General features: G+C 38.2%; 16 protein-coding genes and 1 pseudogene. 8 read left to right on the forward strand and 9 right to left on the reverse strand.

Translation table 11 applies throughout. From position 1 onward, the window contains the following. The first annotated feature begins 84 nt into the window (after positions 1-84). The 3 genes and pseudogenes from IGQ45_06645 to IGQ45_06655 all read left to right on the forward strand — a co-directional run bounded on the left by IGQ45_06645 (position 85) and on the right by IGQ45_06655 (position 2,451). Positions 85-516: pseudogene (locus tag IGQ45_06645) on the forward strand (ABC transporter permease subunit). Beyond that, on the forward strand, positions 503-1,318 hold the full coding sequence (gene cysW, locus IGQ45_06650; GenBank protein MBF2056891.1) for a sulfate ABC transporter permease subunit CysW: 816 nt from the start codon (positions 503-505) through the stop codon (positions 1,316-1,318). Before IGQ45_06645 ends, cysW begins: the two are co-directional and overlap by 14 nt. Positions 1,319-1,431: 113 nt before the next feature. Next, complete coding sequence (locus IGQ45_06655; GenBank protein MBF2056892.1) at positions 1,432-2,451, forward strand: sulfate/molybdate ABC transporter ATP-binding protein; 1,020 nt, start codon at positions 1,432-1,434, stop codon at positions 2,449-2,451. Between the two features lie 153 nt (positions 2,452-2,604). On the opposite strand, the gene ftsH3 is transcribed toward IGQ45_06655, so the two are convergent. Next, positions 2,605-4,452, reverse strand: coding sequence for an ATP-dependent zinc metalloprotease FtsH3 (gene ftsH3, locus IGQ45_06660; protein MBF2056893.1), 1,848 nt, complete (start codon positions 4,450-4,452; stop codon positions 2,605-2,607). 202 nt (positions 4,453-4,654) lie between these two features. Here ftsH3 and dmeF point away from each other — a divergent pair, with 202 nt between their 5' ends. Then, positions 4,655-5,584, forward strand: coding sequence for a CDF family Co(II)/Ni(II) efflux transporter DmeF (dmeF, locus tag IGQ45_06665; GenBank protein ID MBF2056894.1), 930 nt, complete (start codon positions 4,655-4,657; stop codon positions 5,582-5,584). Positions 5,585-5,676: 92 nt separating this feature from the next. Here the strand turns inward: dmeF and IGQ45_06670 are convergent, their stop codons facing one another. From IGQ45_06670 to IGQ45_06680, 3 genes are read right to left on the reverse strand one after another with little or no spacing between them, the layout of a single operon-like run. Then, complete coding sequence (locus IGQ45_06670; GenBank protein MBF2056895.1) at positions 5,677-6,003, reverse strand: nucleotidyltransferase domain-containing protein; 327 nt, start codon at positions 6,001-6,003, stop codon at positions 5,677-5,679. Between the two features lie 42 nt (positions 6,004-6,045). Next, positions 6,046-6,360, reverse strand: coding sequence for a DUF3082 domain-containing protein (locus tag IGQ45_06675; GenBank protein MBF2056896.1), 315 nt, complete (start codon positions 6,358-6,360; stop codon positions 6,046-6,048). A gap of 25 nt (positions 6,361-6,385) precedes the next feature. Next, positions 6,386-6,853 (reverse strand): DUF1499 domain-containing protein, encoded by a 468-nt coding sequence (locus tag IGQ45_06680; GenBank protein ID MBF2056897.1) that lies wholly within the window; start codon positions 6,851-6,853, stop codon positions 6,386-6,388. Positions 6,854-6,954: 101 nt separating this feature from the next. On the opposite strand from IGQ45_06680, the gene IGQ45_06685 reads away from it, so the two are divergent. After that, a complete protein-coding gene (locus IGQ45_06685; protein ID MBF2056898.1) occupies positions 6,955-7,434 on the forward strand; it encodes an ATP-binding cassette domain-containing protein in 480 nt (159 codons plus the stop codon). Here IGQ45_06685 and IGQ45_06690 read toward each other — a convergent pair. The 5 genes from IGQ45_06690 to IGQ45_06710 all read right to left on the reverse strand — a co-directional run bounded on the left by IGQ45_06690 (position 7,373) and on the right by IGQ45_06710 (position 13,811). Then, positions 7,373-7,642, reverse strand: a complete 270-nt coding sequence (locus tag IGQ45_06690) for a hypothetical protein (GenBank protein MBF2056899.1) — start codon at positions 7,640-7,642, stop codon at positions 7,373-7,375. The two genes, IGQ45_06685 and IGQ45_06690, sit on opposite strands and share 62 nt — an antisense overlap. Before the next feature lie 99 nt (positions 7,643-7,741). Then, complete coding sequence (locus IGQ45_06695; protein MBF2056900.1) at positions 7,742-9,325, reverse strand: carbohydrate porin; 1,584 nt, start codon at positions 9,323-9,325, stop codon at positions 7,742-7,744. A gap of 223 nt (positions 9,326-9,548) precedes the next feature. Further along, positions 9,549-11,099, reverse strand: a complete 1,551-nt coding sequence (locus tag IGQ45_06700; protein ID MBF2056901.1) for a PilT/PilU family type 4a pilus ATPase — start codon at positions 11,097-11,099, stop codon at positions 9,549-9,551. Between the two features lie 151 nt (positions 11,100-11,250). Further along, on the reverse strand, positions 11,251-12,165 hold the full coding sequence (locus tag IGQ45_06705; GenBank protein MBF2056902.1) for a histone deacetylase: 915 nt from the start codon (positions 12,163-12,165) through the stop codon (positions 11,251-11,253). A gap of 227 nt (positions 12,166-12,392) precedes the next feature. Next, entirely contained in the window at positions 12,393-13,811 is a 1,419-nt protein-coding gene (locus IGQ45_06710; GenBank protein ID MBF2056903.1) for an MFS transporter, read from the reverse strand. Between the two features lie 347 nt (positions 13,812-14,158). On the opposite strand from IGQ45_06710, the gene IGQ45_06715 reads away from it, so the two are divergent. The 3 genes from IGQ45_06715 to IGQ45_06725 all read left to right on the forward strand — a co-directional run bounded on the left by IGQ45_06715 (position 14,159) and on the right by IGQ45_06725 (position 15,985). After that, on the forward strand, positions 14,159-14,836 hold the full coding sequence (locus IGQ45_06715; GenBank protein ID MBF2056904.1) for a hypothetical protein: 678 nt from the start codon (positions 14,159-14,161) through the stop codon (positions 14,834-14,836). 477 nt (positions 14,837-15,313) lie between these two features. Continuing rightward, entirely contained in the window at positions 15,314-15,652 is a 339-nt protein-coding gene (locus IGQ45_06720; protein ID MBF2056905.1) for a thioredoxin family protein, read from the forward strand. A 72-nt stretch (positions 15,653-15,724) separates the two neighbouring features. Next, on the forward strand, positions 15,725-15,985 hold the full coding sequence (locus tag IGQ45_06725; protein MBF2056906.1) for a glutaredoxin family protein: 261 nt from the start codon (positions 15,725-15,727) through the stop codon (positions 15,983-15,985). Positions 15,986-16,227: the final 242 nt, after the last annotated feature.

Below are 16,227 nucleotides of genomic sequence, written 5' to 3' on the forward strand. Positions count from 1 at the left end.
AAATCAAGAAGGGGGGAAATAAATAAGGGTGTCGCTATCCTTCCCCAATCCGCTTTGCTGAGATTGGGGACTGTCGCAACGAACGTTCAAATCACATTTTCTCCTTTGGGGGTATTTGTGGCAATGTTATTTATCGCCTTACCTTTTGTAGTCAGAACATTACAGCCAGTATTACAGGAGATGGGCACAGAGATTGAGGAAGCCGCTTGGTCGTTGGGCGCTACAGATTGGCAAACTTTTCGTCTTGTTGTTTTACCTCCTTTACTTCCTGCCATCTCGGCAGGTGTGGCATTGGGTTTTTCAAGGGCAATCGGTTCTTATGGAACTATCGTCATTATTGCGTCTAATATTCCGTTTCGGGATTTGATTGCCCCTGTATTGGTACTGCAAAAGCTGGAACAGTATGATTATGTGGGCGCTACGGTGATCGGCACAGTTTTATTATTTATTTCGTTGGTTTTTTTGCTAGTGATTAATCTACTACAGGAATGGGGTAAAAGTTATGCAGACAATTAAGAATTTAAATACAGGTAAAAATTGGGTAATTTTGATTGTTTTTATTTATTTGGGTTTAATTTTATTAATTCCAGCTATCTCGGTATTTTATGAGGCTTTTAAACAGGGCGTACCAACTTTTTTTGAAGCAATACAACAACGAGAATTTATTCAGGCGATATGGTTAACAGTTATTTTGTCGGTGTTTAGTGTTCCTTTAAATACGGTGTTTGGTTTATGTGCGGCTTGGGTAATTGCGAGGAATCGTTTTCGTGGTAAGGCTCTTTTGATGAGTATTATTGATTTGCCTTTTTCCATTTCTCCTCTGGTGGCTGGGTTGATGATGGTGTTGTTGTATGGGCGTAATGATTGGTTTAATGGTTTGCTGGAATATCTTGATGTCAAGATTGTTTTTGCTCTTCCCGGCATGGTTTTAGCTACTATTTTTGTGACTCTGCCTTTTGTGGCGAGGGAAGTAATTCCTGTGTTGGAAGAGATTGGTAGTGAGCAGGAAGATGCGGCTCGAAGTTTAGGAGCAACTGATTTACAGATTTTTTGGAGGGTTACTCTGCCGGGCATTCGCTGGGGTTTACTTTATGGAGTTTTGCTGACTAATGCTCGGGCTGTGGGGGAATATGGTGCGATCGCTGTTGTTTCTGGCAATATTATCGGTAAAACAGCATCTTTACCTATATTTGTGGAGTTAGCTTACAAAAATTATCAAGCTCAATCAGCTTTTGCTGCTTCGGTGGTATTGGTATTGTTAGCTGTGGTTACTCTTATTGGTAAAGAAATTTTGGAATACTATACCAAAATTGATTAATTTTAAAATATAGCACTCTTAAATTAAGGTTTTATCCCTCTTAAATTATCCTAATAAAAGATAAATAAAGGGGCTTTTGTTCACAATATAAAAATATATATACAGATAAAAAAATGGGTATTATTATTAATGAGGTTAACAATAATTTTGGCAACTTTGAAGCTCTAAAAAATATTAATTTAGAAGTTAAAACTAATACTTTAGTTGCTTTATTAGGTCTTTATGGTTCAGGAAAATCTACTCTTTTGAGGGTAATTGCTGGTTTAGAAACCCCCGATAGTGGTCAAGTAATTATCAATGGAAAAGACACTACTAACCTTGATATTCGTAAAAGAAATATTGGTTTTGTATTTCAACATTATGCTTTATTTAGACATTTAACTATCAGGGAAAATATTGCTTTTGGGTTACAAATTCGTAAAGCGCCCTCCACCCAAATTAAAGAAAGAGTAGCTGAACTACTTGATTTAATTCAGTTAGAAGGTTTAGGCGACCGCTATTCCAGTCAATTATCGGGAGGACAAAGGCAGAGGGTAGCGTTGGCGCGCGCCTTGGCAGTACAACCTCAAGTTTTATTATTAGATGAACCGTTTGGGGCGCTGGATGCTAAGGTGAGAAAGGATTTAAGGGCGTGGCTAAGAAGATTACATGATGAAGTACATATTACCAGTGTCTTTGTAACTCACGATCAAGAGGAAGCTATGGAGGTGGCGGATGAAATCGTGGTAATGAATCATGGTGTTATTGAACAGATTGGCACACCTGCCCAAATTTATGATCATCCAACTTCGCCTTTCGTGATGAAATTTATTGGGGAAGTCAATATTTTACCTAGTAATTTGACATTATTTAATCAGAAAGATGAGCATAGTTCTGATATTTTTATTCGTCCTCATGATTTAGATATTTTACTAGAAAAAGATGAGTTGAGTATTCCTGTAAAAGTTAAAACAATTATTCATTTAGGGTCGGATATTCAAGTAGAATTATTCTCAGATGATAATTGGGAAATTACTGCTCATTTAAGTCGAGAAGAGTTTAAAAATCTTAATATTACTAAAGGTCAAATTGTTTACATCAAGCCTACTAAAACTCAAACTTTTAATGATACTCAAGTTTTATCAGTTCGCTAAGATGATGGTGGAGGGCGCTAATCCTCGTTTATAACTGCTTGTTTTTTATTTATTTCAAAAAATAAGGTTAGCCTACACCACAAAATACAAGTAACCAAAAAAAGGGCGGACATTGTCCACCCTCAAAAAATTAATCAAAATAACCAGATCACATTAAACAATAGCAGCCATTTTGACTTCACTATTGTTAAGCACCTCTTGTAACTCGTCAGCTTCAACGGTTTCTTTTTCTACCAACATTTGAGCTAATTTATCAAGAATCCCACGGTTTTCGACTAATACCTCTTTTGCCCTTTGGTAAGCGCGATCCACCAACTGCTTGACTTCCTCGTCAATGGTAGCGGCGGTAGTATCAGAAAAATCACGGTCAGAAGCAATATCACGACCCATAAACACATTACCATTTTGGCGACCCAACGCCACAGGTCCAAGACGATCACTCATACCAAAACGAGTAATCATCTGACGTGCAACCCTTGCCACTTGTTGTAAATCATTAGAAGCGCCCGTCGTCACTTCCTCCTCACCAAAGATAATTTCCTCAGCGATACGACCACCAAGAGCCACAGCCATTTGATTTTGCAAGTAAGAACGAGAATATAAACCAGATTCCATGCGATCTTCACTAGGAGTAAACCAAGTTAAACCGCCAGCGCGCCCCCGGGGAATGATACTAATTTTTTGGACAGGATCATAATCCGGCATCAGCGCCCCTACCAAAGCATGACCAGCTTCATGATAAGCCACTAAAGTCTTGCGTTTTTCGCTCATAACCCGATTTTTCTTCTCAGGACCAGCTAAAACCCGATCAATAGCATCATTAATCTCATCCATCGAGATTTCTGTGAGGTTGCGGCGCGCCGCTAAAATTGCCGCTTCATTGAGTAAATTAGAAAGGTCAGCGCCCGTAAAACCAGGAGTACGACGAGCAATTTTTTCCAAGTCCACATCTTTAGAAAGGGTTTTACCTTGAGCATGAACCCCTAAAATTTCCGAACGTCCAGCAAAATCAGGACGATCTACCACTACCTGACGATCAAAACGACCCGGACGTAATAAAGCAGAATCCAAGACATCAGGGCGGTTAGTAGCAGCCACAATGATGATTCCAGTATTACCCTCAAAACCATCCATTTCTGTCAACAACTGGTTAAGAGTTTGTTCTCTTTCATCATTACCGCCACCTAAACCAGCGCCCCTCTGACGACCAACAGCGTCAATCTCATCGATAAACACGATACAGGGAGCATTTTGCTTCGCTTGTTCAAATAAATCTCTTACCCGAGAAGCACCCACACCCACAAACATTTCCACAAATTCAGAACCAGAAATGCTGAAGAAAGGTACACCGGCTTCACCAGCAACGGCTTTGGCTAGTAAGGTTTTACCAGTACCCGGAGGTCCTACCAATAAAACTCCTTTCGGAATTTTTGCGCCAAGAGCAGTAAATCTTTCACCATTTTTCAAAAAGTCAACCACTTCCGTTAACTCTAACTTAGCTTGTTCAATACCGGCTACGTCAGCGAAAGTAACTTGAGTTTGAGGCTCCATTTGTACTCTTGCTTTGGATTTACCAAAATTCATCGCCTGAGAACCGGGTCCACTAGAAGCACGGCGCAGTAAGAAGAATAAACCGACTAACAATAATACTGGGAAAAAGAGACTACTTAAAGCTCTAAACCAGAAACCCTCATCACTTTGAGGTAATACAGCAATATCAACTTTATTGTCGGATAAAATATCAATTAACTGAGGATCATTGGGTAAATTAACTAAAAATCTTTGCCCATCTCTAGCTGTAGCCATAGCTTGAGTACGATCTGCACTTAATTGTACTCTTTCTACTTTATTGGTTTGTACTTCGTCAATAAATTGGCTATATTTCCAACTTGATTGCTCCCCTTGAGGGCGATCTAAAAATGCTGTGCCTAGGGCTACTACTACCACTGCTAAAATGGCATATAGTCCCACATTGCGCCACTTTTTATTATTTTTGCTCACTTTTTGGATAGCCTCCTATCTTATATATACTGATCTTATCAATCTGTCTTGATAATGCTTTATTTGAGCTTTTTTATTGTTATATCCTATGTTAACTTATGTTACGTTTTTTGCGGTTATTTCTCATGAAACAAGGGTAGGGTTTTCCTCACTAAGTGATTTATTATGGTATGAATGACGCAAAAGACATACTAATAAATTTATGCACCAAGAAACTTTAGAAACATGGCAACACTCTCATTATTTTATTTTGGATAGTCAAAAAAGTGAGAAAAAAACTCAAATAGTTATGGCTTTAACGGCTGTTACTATGGTTGTCGAAATTATAGCAGGGATGATTTTTGGTTCGATGGCTTTATTAGCTGATGGTTGGCACATGGCTACCCATGTGGGTGCTTTTGCCATTACTTTATTTACTTATCAGTATGCTCGTAAAAATCGCCATAATCCTCAATACACTTTTGGTACTGGTAAAGTAGGAGTTTTAGGAGGTTTTGCCAATGCTGTTGCTTTAGGAATAATTGCCCTAATAATGATTTTGGAGTCGGGAATGCGTCTGTTTAATCCCAATGCTATTCAATTTAATGAAGCTATTATCGTGGCAATTATTGGTTTAATTATTAATTTAATTAGTGCTTTTTTACTACAAGATGATCACCATGATCATCACGATCACGATCATCATCATGATCTCAATCTCCAAGCTGCTTATATTCATGTACTCGCAGATGCTTTAACGTCAGTTTTAGCCATCGTAGCCTTATTTACGGGTAAATATCTTGATTGGGTATGGATGGATGCCATTATGGGGGTGGTGGGCGCTGGAGTTATCGCTAAATGGGCTTATGGCTTGATTCAGGATACAGGATTGATTTTACTTGATGGAGTAACTGATAAAAAAGTTCGATTAATGATCATTGATGCCATTGAAGCTGATGCTGACAATCAAGTCGCTGACTTTCATCTTTGGTATTTAAGTCAAGATGATTTATCCGTCATGATTTCTGTCGTCACCCACTATCCTCAATCTCCTGAACATTATAAAAAATTACTACAACATATTCCTAAACTTAGTCACGTTTTGATTGAGGTGAATCATTGTGATCCTGATCGTTCCTTTCAACAAGTTTAACTTACCAATCAAAAAATTAATTATCTAAACCACTTTTATATTTGATAATTTTGCGACAAGCGTTAATTACATCAATTAAAGAAGCCTGATCTTTATTCTTGGACATAAATGATTTTACTACTTTTTAAAATCTCTTGTTTTCGTAGCCAATTTTCACTGTTTTCGACTGATTTTCGATTAACTAAATCAACTTTGTTATTCAAAATTAGAGTTAATTCTTCTTTCATTTTTACACGGTCAAATAAACTCCAGTCAGCATGATCAGAAAATTTAACCAAACAATCAACATCACTATGAGCATTGAAATCATCTCTTAAAACGGAACCAAAAACAGCAAATTCAACTATGTTCCATTTTTGACAAAATTTGGCAATTTTTGCTAGGGGAACATCCAAATTTTTGCAGTAAGTTATCGTCATTTACCTTGATCTGTTCTAAATACAATAACTATTATATTTTGCTTAATTAATTTTTTGACCTCTAATCATTAACTGAATGCCTAAAGCCGTTAAACCCACTGTCACCATAACAAATACAAAAGTTGCCATGGTGGTAATACCCATGATCAATGTTCGCACGGTGGAAGCAATGCGCACTGCCATGGGATTATCAAAAGTAATCGGTAAATCCATATAGGTTTGTATTACTGATTTTGTTAGTAAATAAGCGCCCACCGCCAATGCCCCTGATATTCCAGCGCCCGTAAAACACCGTAGGGGCGTAATTTCTTCTTGGTTTTCTTCTGGTTGTAGGTTTTTTTGTTCTGATTCTGTCATTTTTTTATTTTTTAATGTGGTGATATTAGCTTAAAAAATCAGTAAGAGCTAATCTAATTTGTTCTAAACGACGACGGTTAACCCCTAAATCTGATTCTCCCAGACGGGCGCTGGCTCTCATTTTAATTATTTTTTGCCCTTCTGGAAAATAAAATTCTGTATCGTCAGCAAATCCCATAATCTTACTGGTGGATTTAATGCGAATATAGTTATCTTTTTCTGCCACAATTTCCGTATTTGGTACAACTGTCAATACTTTTAACAGCGCCCCTCGCACTTCTTCCATCGCTCCGTCATATGCAATTGGCTCAATATAATGTTCTGTATCACCACTATCAGTAATTACACAATTCGGAGTTTTGGGGCAGGGGGCTAAATGTTGATTCTGTACCCCTAAATTTTGCGGTGGTTGCCCTTCAATGTGAAAAATTGAAGCAAAAGGGGTAAAAAAGAGGAGGAGGGCGCTGAGAAAAGAAATAAAAGAAATAATCATGGTTATAGTTTATGAAATTACCGTCAATTTGATTACAGAATGAGAAATTAGCTTATGATAATGTTACCTTGTTTTAATGGTAAAAATCATAAAATTGCCCCATGACTGAAAGAATTTTAGAAATTCAAGACCTAACGGTAAGTTTTGATGGATTTAAAGCACTTAATAATCTCAATTTTCATCTCGATAAAGGGGAATTGAGAGTGATTATCGGTCCAAATGGTGCTGGAAAAACCACCTTTTTAGATGTAATTACAGGGAAAGTAAAACCTACTAAAGGAAGAGTTTTATTTAAAGGGAAAGACTTAAAAAAACACCGTGAACACACCATTGCTATTATGGGCATTGGCAGAAAATTTCAAACTCCTAGGATATATCTTAACTTAACTGTTAGAGAAAATTTAGACTTAGTAATTAATAAGAAAAAAAATGTTTTAGCCACCCTTTTTTCTAAAACAAAAAAAGAAGATCAAGAAGCCATTATTCGTTTACTAGAAACCATTGGTTTAAATACAAAAGCTAATTTAAAAGCTCTCTGGCTGTCAATTCTCCTTTCTCGTTTCTCGTCATTAGTGCGTTAAGACGTTCCTGCATTTGAAGACTAGGACGAAAATTCAGTATTTCTTCTGGGGTTGGCTTACTAGCTAAAAAATTAAGAATATAATGATAAATCTTCGCAGGAAGTGGGGGTTGTTGCAAACTTAACGCTAAAAATTCGGGAAGACTATCACCAATTTCTAATAATTGTTGTGATAATTCATCGGAGATTTCTAAAGTAATTTTTGCCATATAATTTCTTCACAATTTGCAATTTAAGATAAATTCATTCTAAGTCAGTTTGATTAGATTCGGGCGAGAAGCCCGAAATCCAGTAGTGTAGTATTTAAATTAGAAAGAGAAAGTAGTACGAATTGTCCCAATTACTAACGCTGAGTTATTAGTGTCATTGTTAGGATTTGTCACTACTACCACACCCGGGGTAACACTAATTCGATCCGATAAAGCATACTGATAAAATGCCTCAATGTGATAAGACTCACTATCATCAGTTAAACCAATTTCATTGGTGGCAAAACTTGTACCTGATAATTTCGGTTGTTGTCCAATAATAACTCCTCCTAGATTGCCTTCTCGGAATAAGTCAGGAAAACCGAGACTAACTGCCCAATAGTATAAGTCTGCGTTACCTGTCGATAGTTGATTATTGTTAACATCCACAAAAGTATTTAGGGTAGAAACATTGGTTAAACCTCCCCAACCACCGAGAACAAATTTAGGATTTAAACGCCATGACATACTGAGGGCATAGGTATCATGGGTGGTATTAACGTTTTCTACTACATCCCTAAATTGACCACTGTAGGCGCTAATTTCGGAGGTATTGTAACCGCGCCCGTAAGCCAAGGCTAGGGTAAAATTATCGCTAGGATTAAACCCAAGTTGAGCGATGGCACCATATCCACCATCAAATAAACCGTTACCATCAGTAGGTGAAGCGCCCTCCGACGCTAAATAACCCAGACTCCAGTTAAATCGCTCCCCGAGGTTACCTGTTAATCCTAAACCAGCGCCCCCCCCCTGATAATAAACGAGGTTGCGAGTACCAAAACCGGATAAAGCACCGCTGCCACCGTCACCATCAAGAATGCTAACGGTATCGGTAAAGTCATCAAAAGCGCCCCCAGCGCCCTCCACCAAAACATCCACAGCACCGAGAGGAAAACGATAATTAAGCACTTCTAAACCAACGTCATTGCCTTCTGGTTGGGCAAAAGCAAGACTAGCTTGGGCAGTGTCGGCAGTGTCGGCAAAGTCAGGAAAATTACCCGTAGCTAGGCGCACGAATAACTCGTCTTTTCCTGTAAAACTGGTAGCTAATTCTAAACGGGTGCGATTACCGAATACAGGCACTCTAGGAATTTCTGTCGCACCGCTATTTGTTTGCCCTGCTACAATACTACTTAAACCAAAAATGACTTCCCCTGCTAATTTGGTGGTAGTGGAGAATTGATGATCTTCTAAAAATGCCACTTTTCCTTCTAAGCTATCCACACGGGCGCCGAGGGTAGATAATTCCGTTTCAAACTCTCCTAATAATCTTCTCAGGGTAGCTAAATCCCCATCACCCACACCACCACCGCCGGGAGTGCTAACTAATCTTTCGATTTGTTGCATACAGGCATTTAAACCGGCTGCAAATTCATAACGACTCAAGGCACGATTACCCCGAAAAGTACGATCTGGGTATCCAGCGATACAGCCATATCTTTCTACTAAGTTTCTGAGCGCTTCATAAGCCCAATCCGTGGGAGATACGTCACTTAATTGTGACACAGATGTAACTTGATTTTGCTGACTTTGTTCTAATTCCTGCAAAATAGCTTCATTTGCTAATATCTCTGTGGCAGGGTGGAGGGCGCTGAATCCTAACGTTACAGTGCCTAAACCCAATTTAATAATGTTTTTTTTCACTCCTCTATTTTCCCTTCACTAATTTCAAAAATGATAATCAAAATCATTACAACCTTAGAATTACAAACAATTTATGTTCTAACTTTCAATACCCTTTGGGGGCATAGGGGAGACAGGGAGACACGGAAGCAAGGGGAGACAGGGAGATACGGAAGCAAGGGGAGACAGGGAGATACGGAAGCAAGGGGAGATAATCAATTATTCATTATTATCCATTATCCATTTACACTCTGCCTCGTAACATCATTGCCATTTCATTACGAATGGGTGATTTTTCGAGGGCTGTTTCTTCGGTAATGCGACCTTCTTGATAGAGATTAAATAATGATTTATTCATGGTCATCATGCCGTCAAATTCTCCTTCATCCATTAAAACGGTAATTTCATCGTATTTGTTACTCAAAATATAATCCTTTACTGTCTCGGTATTAATTAAAATATCGTGATAAGCTGCCCTTTTTCCATCTGTGGTACGACATAACCCTTGAGCGATAATACTAACTAAAGATTCGGCAATGGCACTACGCATGGCTGGTTGTTCATCAGCACTATACAGGGTGAAAATACGTTCTAAGGTTTTAACGGCGCTGTTGGTGTGTAGTGTACCCATGACTAAGTGACCTGTCTGAGCTGCTTTCAGGGCTGTATTAACGGTTTCTTTATCTCGCATTTCCCCCACTAGAATGATGTCAGGGTCTTCCCGTAGGGAGGCTTTGAGGGCGTTATCAAATTTTTGGGTATGAACTCCTACTTCCCTTTGTTTAATTAGGGATTTACGACTTTTGTGGACAAATTCCACAGGGTCTTCAATGGTGATAATATTTTTACTCTGTTCACTATTGATATAGTCAATCATAGCGGCTAGGGTCGTGGATTTACCAGACCCAGTTGGTCCGGTAATGAGAATTAGTCCTTTGTGAGCTTCGCAGACATCTTTAAACACCTGAGGAAGTTTGAGTTGTTCGAGACTGAGAATTTTCAGGGGAATTAGACGTAATACCATTGCTGGACCTGTGAGGGTATCAAAAATATTAATCCTGATCCTTGCGAAGTCGTATTGAGTCGCTCCGTCAAATTCTAATTCGTTTTTAAATTTTTGGATGTCTTTATCATCAAGAATTTCTCTTAACCAACTCATGAAGGTATTAACATCAATTTCTGGGTATTGCTCAAGGGTTAATATTTCCCCTCTATCTCGCATTCTAATGGATTCCCTCACCCCTAAATGTAAGTCTGAGTAGCCATTGTCGTAGGCGATGCGGATTAATTCTTCTAGGGATGGTTGCCCCGGCGCCCGTGCCACAGGGGGAGATAATGGTACATAAGTAGAGCGCTGGGGAGTGGGAGGGCGCTGGGAAGCACGAGCCATAGGCGATCCCATTTTTACGTCAGTTTCTTCTCTTTCACGACTAACGGTAGTGCTTTCGGCATGGCGTGGGGGAAATGGGTTTTTACCTAGTGGCACGGCAAGGGGAGTTCTCATTTGGGTTGCCTCTTGCAATTCTGGCATGGCTGAGGGGCGCTGATTCAGAGGGGGCATTTGTTGACCCGGGTTGATTTGGGTAACGTCACTAGCCTCGTCATCATCGTCAAAGGATGGCGGTTGTGCTATTTTTTGATCTCTTTTGATGCCCCCCGGAGGGCTAAGAGGTGGCATTTTTCCTAAACTTACTCTAGTTTGTTCGTCTTCTTCGGTGTTTCTTTGGGTAACGGTGGGGGGCGCTAGGGGAGGTAATGGTAAGGGTTTTCTTGGTCTGTCTGCGGAGTTAGTCATAGCTTTTACGCTAATAATATTTAGATTTTATCTTATCAAAAAATTGAGGTTTTAATGGCTCTTTTACTTTCGATATGATAAATTATGCCTTAAAAAAGGTGTCAGGTATTGGGTGTCAGGTATTAGGTGAAATGCCAACAATTGTCCATTATTAAATACTGTCTTGGACGGCACGATGTAAGATGGAGTGACGATACACTAATTCGTTAATATCTTTGGCATAACCACCGCCAATAACACAAGCTACGGGATAACCCCTAGCAAGACAATTACTAATTACTAATCTTTCTCGGCGATATAATCCCGTATTGGTTAAGCATAGTTTACCTAGTTTATCTTCTCTGTGAGTGTCCACTCCAGCATCATAAATTACTAAATCTGGTTTAATTTCAGTTAATAAGTCTTCGAGGTGATAGGCTAATATTTGCAAGTAACCATCATCATCTAACCCTACAGGTAAAGGTATATCTAAATCGCTGATTTGTTTACGATAAGGAAAATTGGCTTCGCAGTGCATGGAAAAGGTAAAAACTTCGCTCTGATGGCTAAAAGTGTAAGCTGTGCCATCCCCTTGATGCACGTCTAAATCAATGATTAATATTCGTTTGACTAATTGATGTTTCAGTAAATAACGGCAAGTGATGGCTATATCGTTAAAAATACAAAATCCTGAGCCATAATCTGGGAAGGCGTGGTGAGTGCCTCCGGCAGTATTACAGCAAATTCCTTCTTTTAAGGCGATTTGAGCGGTTAAGATTGTGCCTCCTACTGCGGTGCAAGTTCTTTTTACGACTCCTTCACTCCAAGGTAAGCCGATGCGTCTCAAGGCTTTTTCTTCTAGTGTACCGGTGCAGTATTTCTCGATATACTCTGGTTTATGGACTAATTCTAATATTTCTTTGGTAGCGAGGGGAGGGCGCTGGGTTACTTTTTCGTGGGTGATACCATCTTTTAGTAATAATTCATAGAGTAATTTGAATTTGGGCATGGGAAAGCGATGCTCTTGGGGAATTGGGGTGACATAATCGGGATGATATACTACGGGGACAAATTTTTGGTTTTTCATGTAGTGATAAATTAGGGCTTGAGGAAAAAGTGGTGTTGTGAGGGAAGGTGTCAGGTTTCGGGTGTCAGGTGTCGCGGTGAAATGCTTATAAATTAAAGAGTTAAGCCAAATATTTATTTTTCATAAATTGCTCATTTGTATCAATAATTTTTGATTGGGGTAAACAAAAGAGGGCATTTTTTGGTAAAAAAGGCTATCTTTGGCACTTTTTAAATATTTTATTGTATTCAAAACCTTTCAACTTTGCCCTTTGCCCTCTTCCCTTCTGATAAAGTTGAGACAATAGCAAAATCATCTTGATTTAAACCGAAAGCAAATCGCCAAGAGTTAGCAAAATTTTGATTAGAATAAGTAATAAAAATAATCAGAGAAAATAACGCTAATAATCCTGAAGATAAAAAGATAATTTTATAACCAAAACCAAGAATTAAGCTACCGAGAAGGGCGCCCCCCACCGCTACCCCAACATCAAAACCACTGATACAAAGGGAAAAAACTTTGCCTCTTTCTTGAAAGGTACAACGATCTGAAATAAGAGCTAAAATAACGGGGATTAAAATTCCAGCGCCCATGCCCTCAACTATGGCGGACAAAATAAACCAAAAAGGCTCATTTGCTAAGGCTAAAATTACCATAGAAATGATGTAAAAACAAAGGCTAATAGTAATGAAAACTCCTCGCCCATAACGATCTGATGCCTTTCCTGCGAAAAAGCGCACTCCAAACGAGCCAAAAGCAGTTGCAGTATAAAATAAACCAATATTAAAATCAAGATTTAAAGAACGAATATAAAGAGGTAAAAAAGTAACTAAACAACCAAACAAAGTACCTATAAATAATAAAATAATAGTTGGTATTAAAAATGATATATCTTTGATTAATGTAGCCATAGAACGAGTATTTTCTACTTCACTTTGTCCATTTTTAAGATTATTTTCTATTTCATTTTGACGTTTTTTTAACTCTGGTAATTCCCTGACTCTAATGGCTAAAATCATTGCCATTAATCCCGAAAAAGCCACCGTAAAAAATAACACCGTATAACCAGCCGATTGCTGTAAAAAACCCCCCATAGCTGGACCTACCGCAGTACCTAATGGTATAACTAAACTCATATAACCGATTAATTCTCCTTTTTGTTTTTGGGGGGATAAATCCACCACTAGGGCATTATATCCAGTGGTAAAAGCAGCAATGCTAATGCCATGAAACGCTCTGACAGCCATTAATTCAGGAATTTGATCCGCCATGATATAGCCGAGAGGCGCACTCGCCACCACCAGCGCCCCAATTAAAATTACTACTTTACGACTGGGATAATTAACCAGCGCCCCAAACACTAGCTTTCCACCCTTGATTAACCATGTTTGTAATGATTTACTGACATTAGTTTTGAGGATATAGTTGCGCCATCCTAAATCTGCTAATTGTCCTAACCATATCCGTGATCCTAGCAAACCAACAGCAAAAAAACTCATTACTAGCGCTACTTGACGGGGAGGGGCGCCTTGATCTTGAATATAAGCAGGTAAAGTAGGTAATAACGAGGATATATTGATCCAAAAACACAAGCCACAACCAAATAATATTAAAAAATCGATTTGCTTTTCTCTTTCTAAACTTCTTATGGTTTTGAGAAAATTCACTGACTACCACCATCTTTGTTACAAAACTTCATCTTTTATTATGGCTTATTCATCAAAACAATTGATAAAAGGGCAAAGGTAAAGATTAAGTATTACCGCAGTTTTCATTTCCTTAAACCAAACTTTAGGTTGTCACGAAAATTCCCTTTGCGTCTTCGCGCCTTTGCGAGAGACAAAAAATGTCGTTTATTCATCTAAAATTTGCTGTAAAACGTCTTATTTCTTCTTGTGTCCCTTGCTTATAAAACCCTTTGAGCCTTAAACTAAAATGGATAGTTAGCTTAATAAATCTTAATTAAATGGTCGATGTTACAATACCTCAATGGTTAACCCCTAGTCATGGCATCATGATAGCTTTACTATTGGGTTTTGCGGTGGCCCATAGTGGTTTAGCTGCGCTGAGAAGTCGAGGGGAAAATTTGATCGGCGCGCGCCTTTACCGAGTTTTGTTTGCTTTAGTGAGTATTCCCTTTGCTACGGTATTAATTATTTACTTTTTCAATCATCGCTATGATGGTTTGGTGTTGTGGAATGTGCAGGGAGTTACGGGGGTTAAAACGGTGGTGTGGATTTTATCGGCGGTGTCATTTATTTTCCTTTATCCTGCTACTTTTAATCTCTTAGAAATTGCCGCCATTCAAAAACCTGAAATTCACTTGTATGAAACTGGTATTATTCGCATTACTCGTCATCCGCAAATGGTAGGGCAAGTTATTTGGTGTATCGCCCATACTCTTTGGCTAGGCACAAGTTTTATGGTGGTGACTTCTTTGGGGTTAATTGCCCATCATTTATTCGCTGTGTGGCATGGTGACAGGCGCTGGGAAAAACGCTACGGCGATGCTTTTTTAAAGGTCAAGGAGCGAACATCAGTATTACCATTTTTAGCCATGGTTGAAGGGCGCCAGACAATTAAGTGGCTTGAATTTCTTAAACCTGCTTATATCGGCGTAGGTGGTTTTACACTTCTTTTCTGGTTTATTCATCCTTGGTTGATGACTGTCACCAGTCGAGTTAGTTGGTAATGGACAATTGACAATGGATATTCGTTACTAAAGGATTTTATCTTCGTTCTACACCCACCGTGTAATGAATTACACGGCTCACGTGATTACGTTCAATAAATTGAACTAAGATTCTTTTGAATTGATTTACAAGTGATTAAAAGAACTTGATATTATTCTTGGCTGTAATTTTGTGATATTGATATTGCCATGAATCATTTAGGATTGCTATATGTAAAATTTTATCAAAGAATAGTGGATGATCTACCTATTGATCTTGCACAATAGGGTTAAGGGATCAAGATAAAAGAATTTAGCTCAAAAGTCTTCTCTTTAAAAAGGAAAACATAAATAACTATTTCTTTATCCCATTCTGTTGATTCATGAAAGGGTTAAACTTTTTGCTTTTTACTTAGTAAATGAAAGTCACCGTCATTTATTTATGATCATGATCCCCCTGCTATTTTATAATTTGTTTACTTTAAATACTTTTTTAAAATGATTACTATTACTCAAGACACTTTTCAGCGAGAAGTTATGGATTCTCCGCAAGTGGTGCTAGTTAATTTTTGGGCGCCTTGGTGTGGTTTATGCTTGATGCTTCATCCTATTCTCAACCGTTTAGAGTCGGAATGGCAAAATGATTTAAAAATTGTCAGTATCAATGCTGATCAAAATTTTCGTTTAGCTAATAACTATCGTTTGCGCAGTTTACCGACTTTAATTTTGATGCACCGAGGAGAAGTGATTCAAAGGTTAGATAGTTTTCATCATCGAGAAGATTTATATACCACTGTTAATAATGTGATGTTGGCTTTAGAACAAAAAACTGCTTAACATCTGATTAAAAATAGGGGCTTTAGCCCTTATTTATTTTTTGAATAACTAAGATAAGATATATTAGCGCCCATGCACATAATTCTGTACAGTAAACAGGGATGTCATCTCTGTGAAGGTTTAGAGGAAAAGTTAAATTTAATTGATGATGTCACTTTAGATATTAGGGATATTACCAGTAATGAAGAGTGGTTCAATCTATATCAATATGAAATACCCGTTATGTATTTGGTAACGGCGAAGGGCGCTGTTTTAATTCCTCGTACATCTCCTCGCATTTCGGTAAATCAGTTATACAAAACTTTACAAAATTTTGTTTCTGTCACAAACTAGGAGAAGGGGAATTGACAAGGGGCAAAGTTTTAAATTATTCAGGATTTATACATTTTAAGCAAAAATTAAATATCAAGTCCCCTCTTATCAAGCAAGGGGTTTTCATTCTCAAATTTTAAAGACCTTTTTTTGTGTCATTTTTTTATCTTGAAATGTGAGTGAAAGACCCCCGTTGAATTTCTCAACAAAAAAAATACCCACTGAAATCAACGGGGGATGTAAACGAACCAACAAAAAAATCG

Source organism: Cyanobacterium sp. T60_A2020_053, from assembly GCA_015272165.1.
In the GTDB taxonomy this organism is placed as follows: Bacteria; Cyanobacteriota; Cyanobacteriia; order Cyanobacteriales; family Cyanobacteriaceae; genus Cyanobacterium.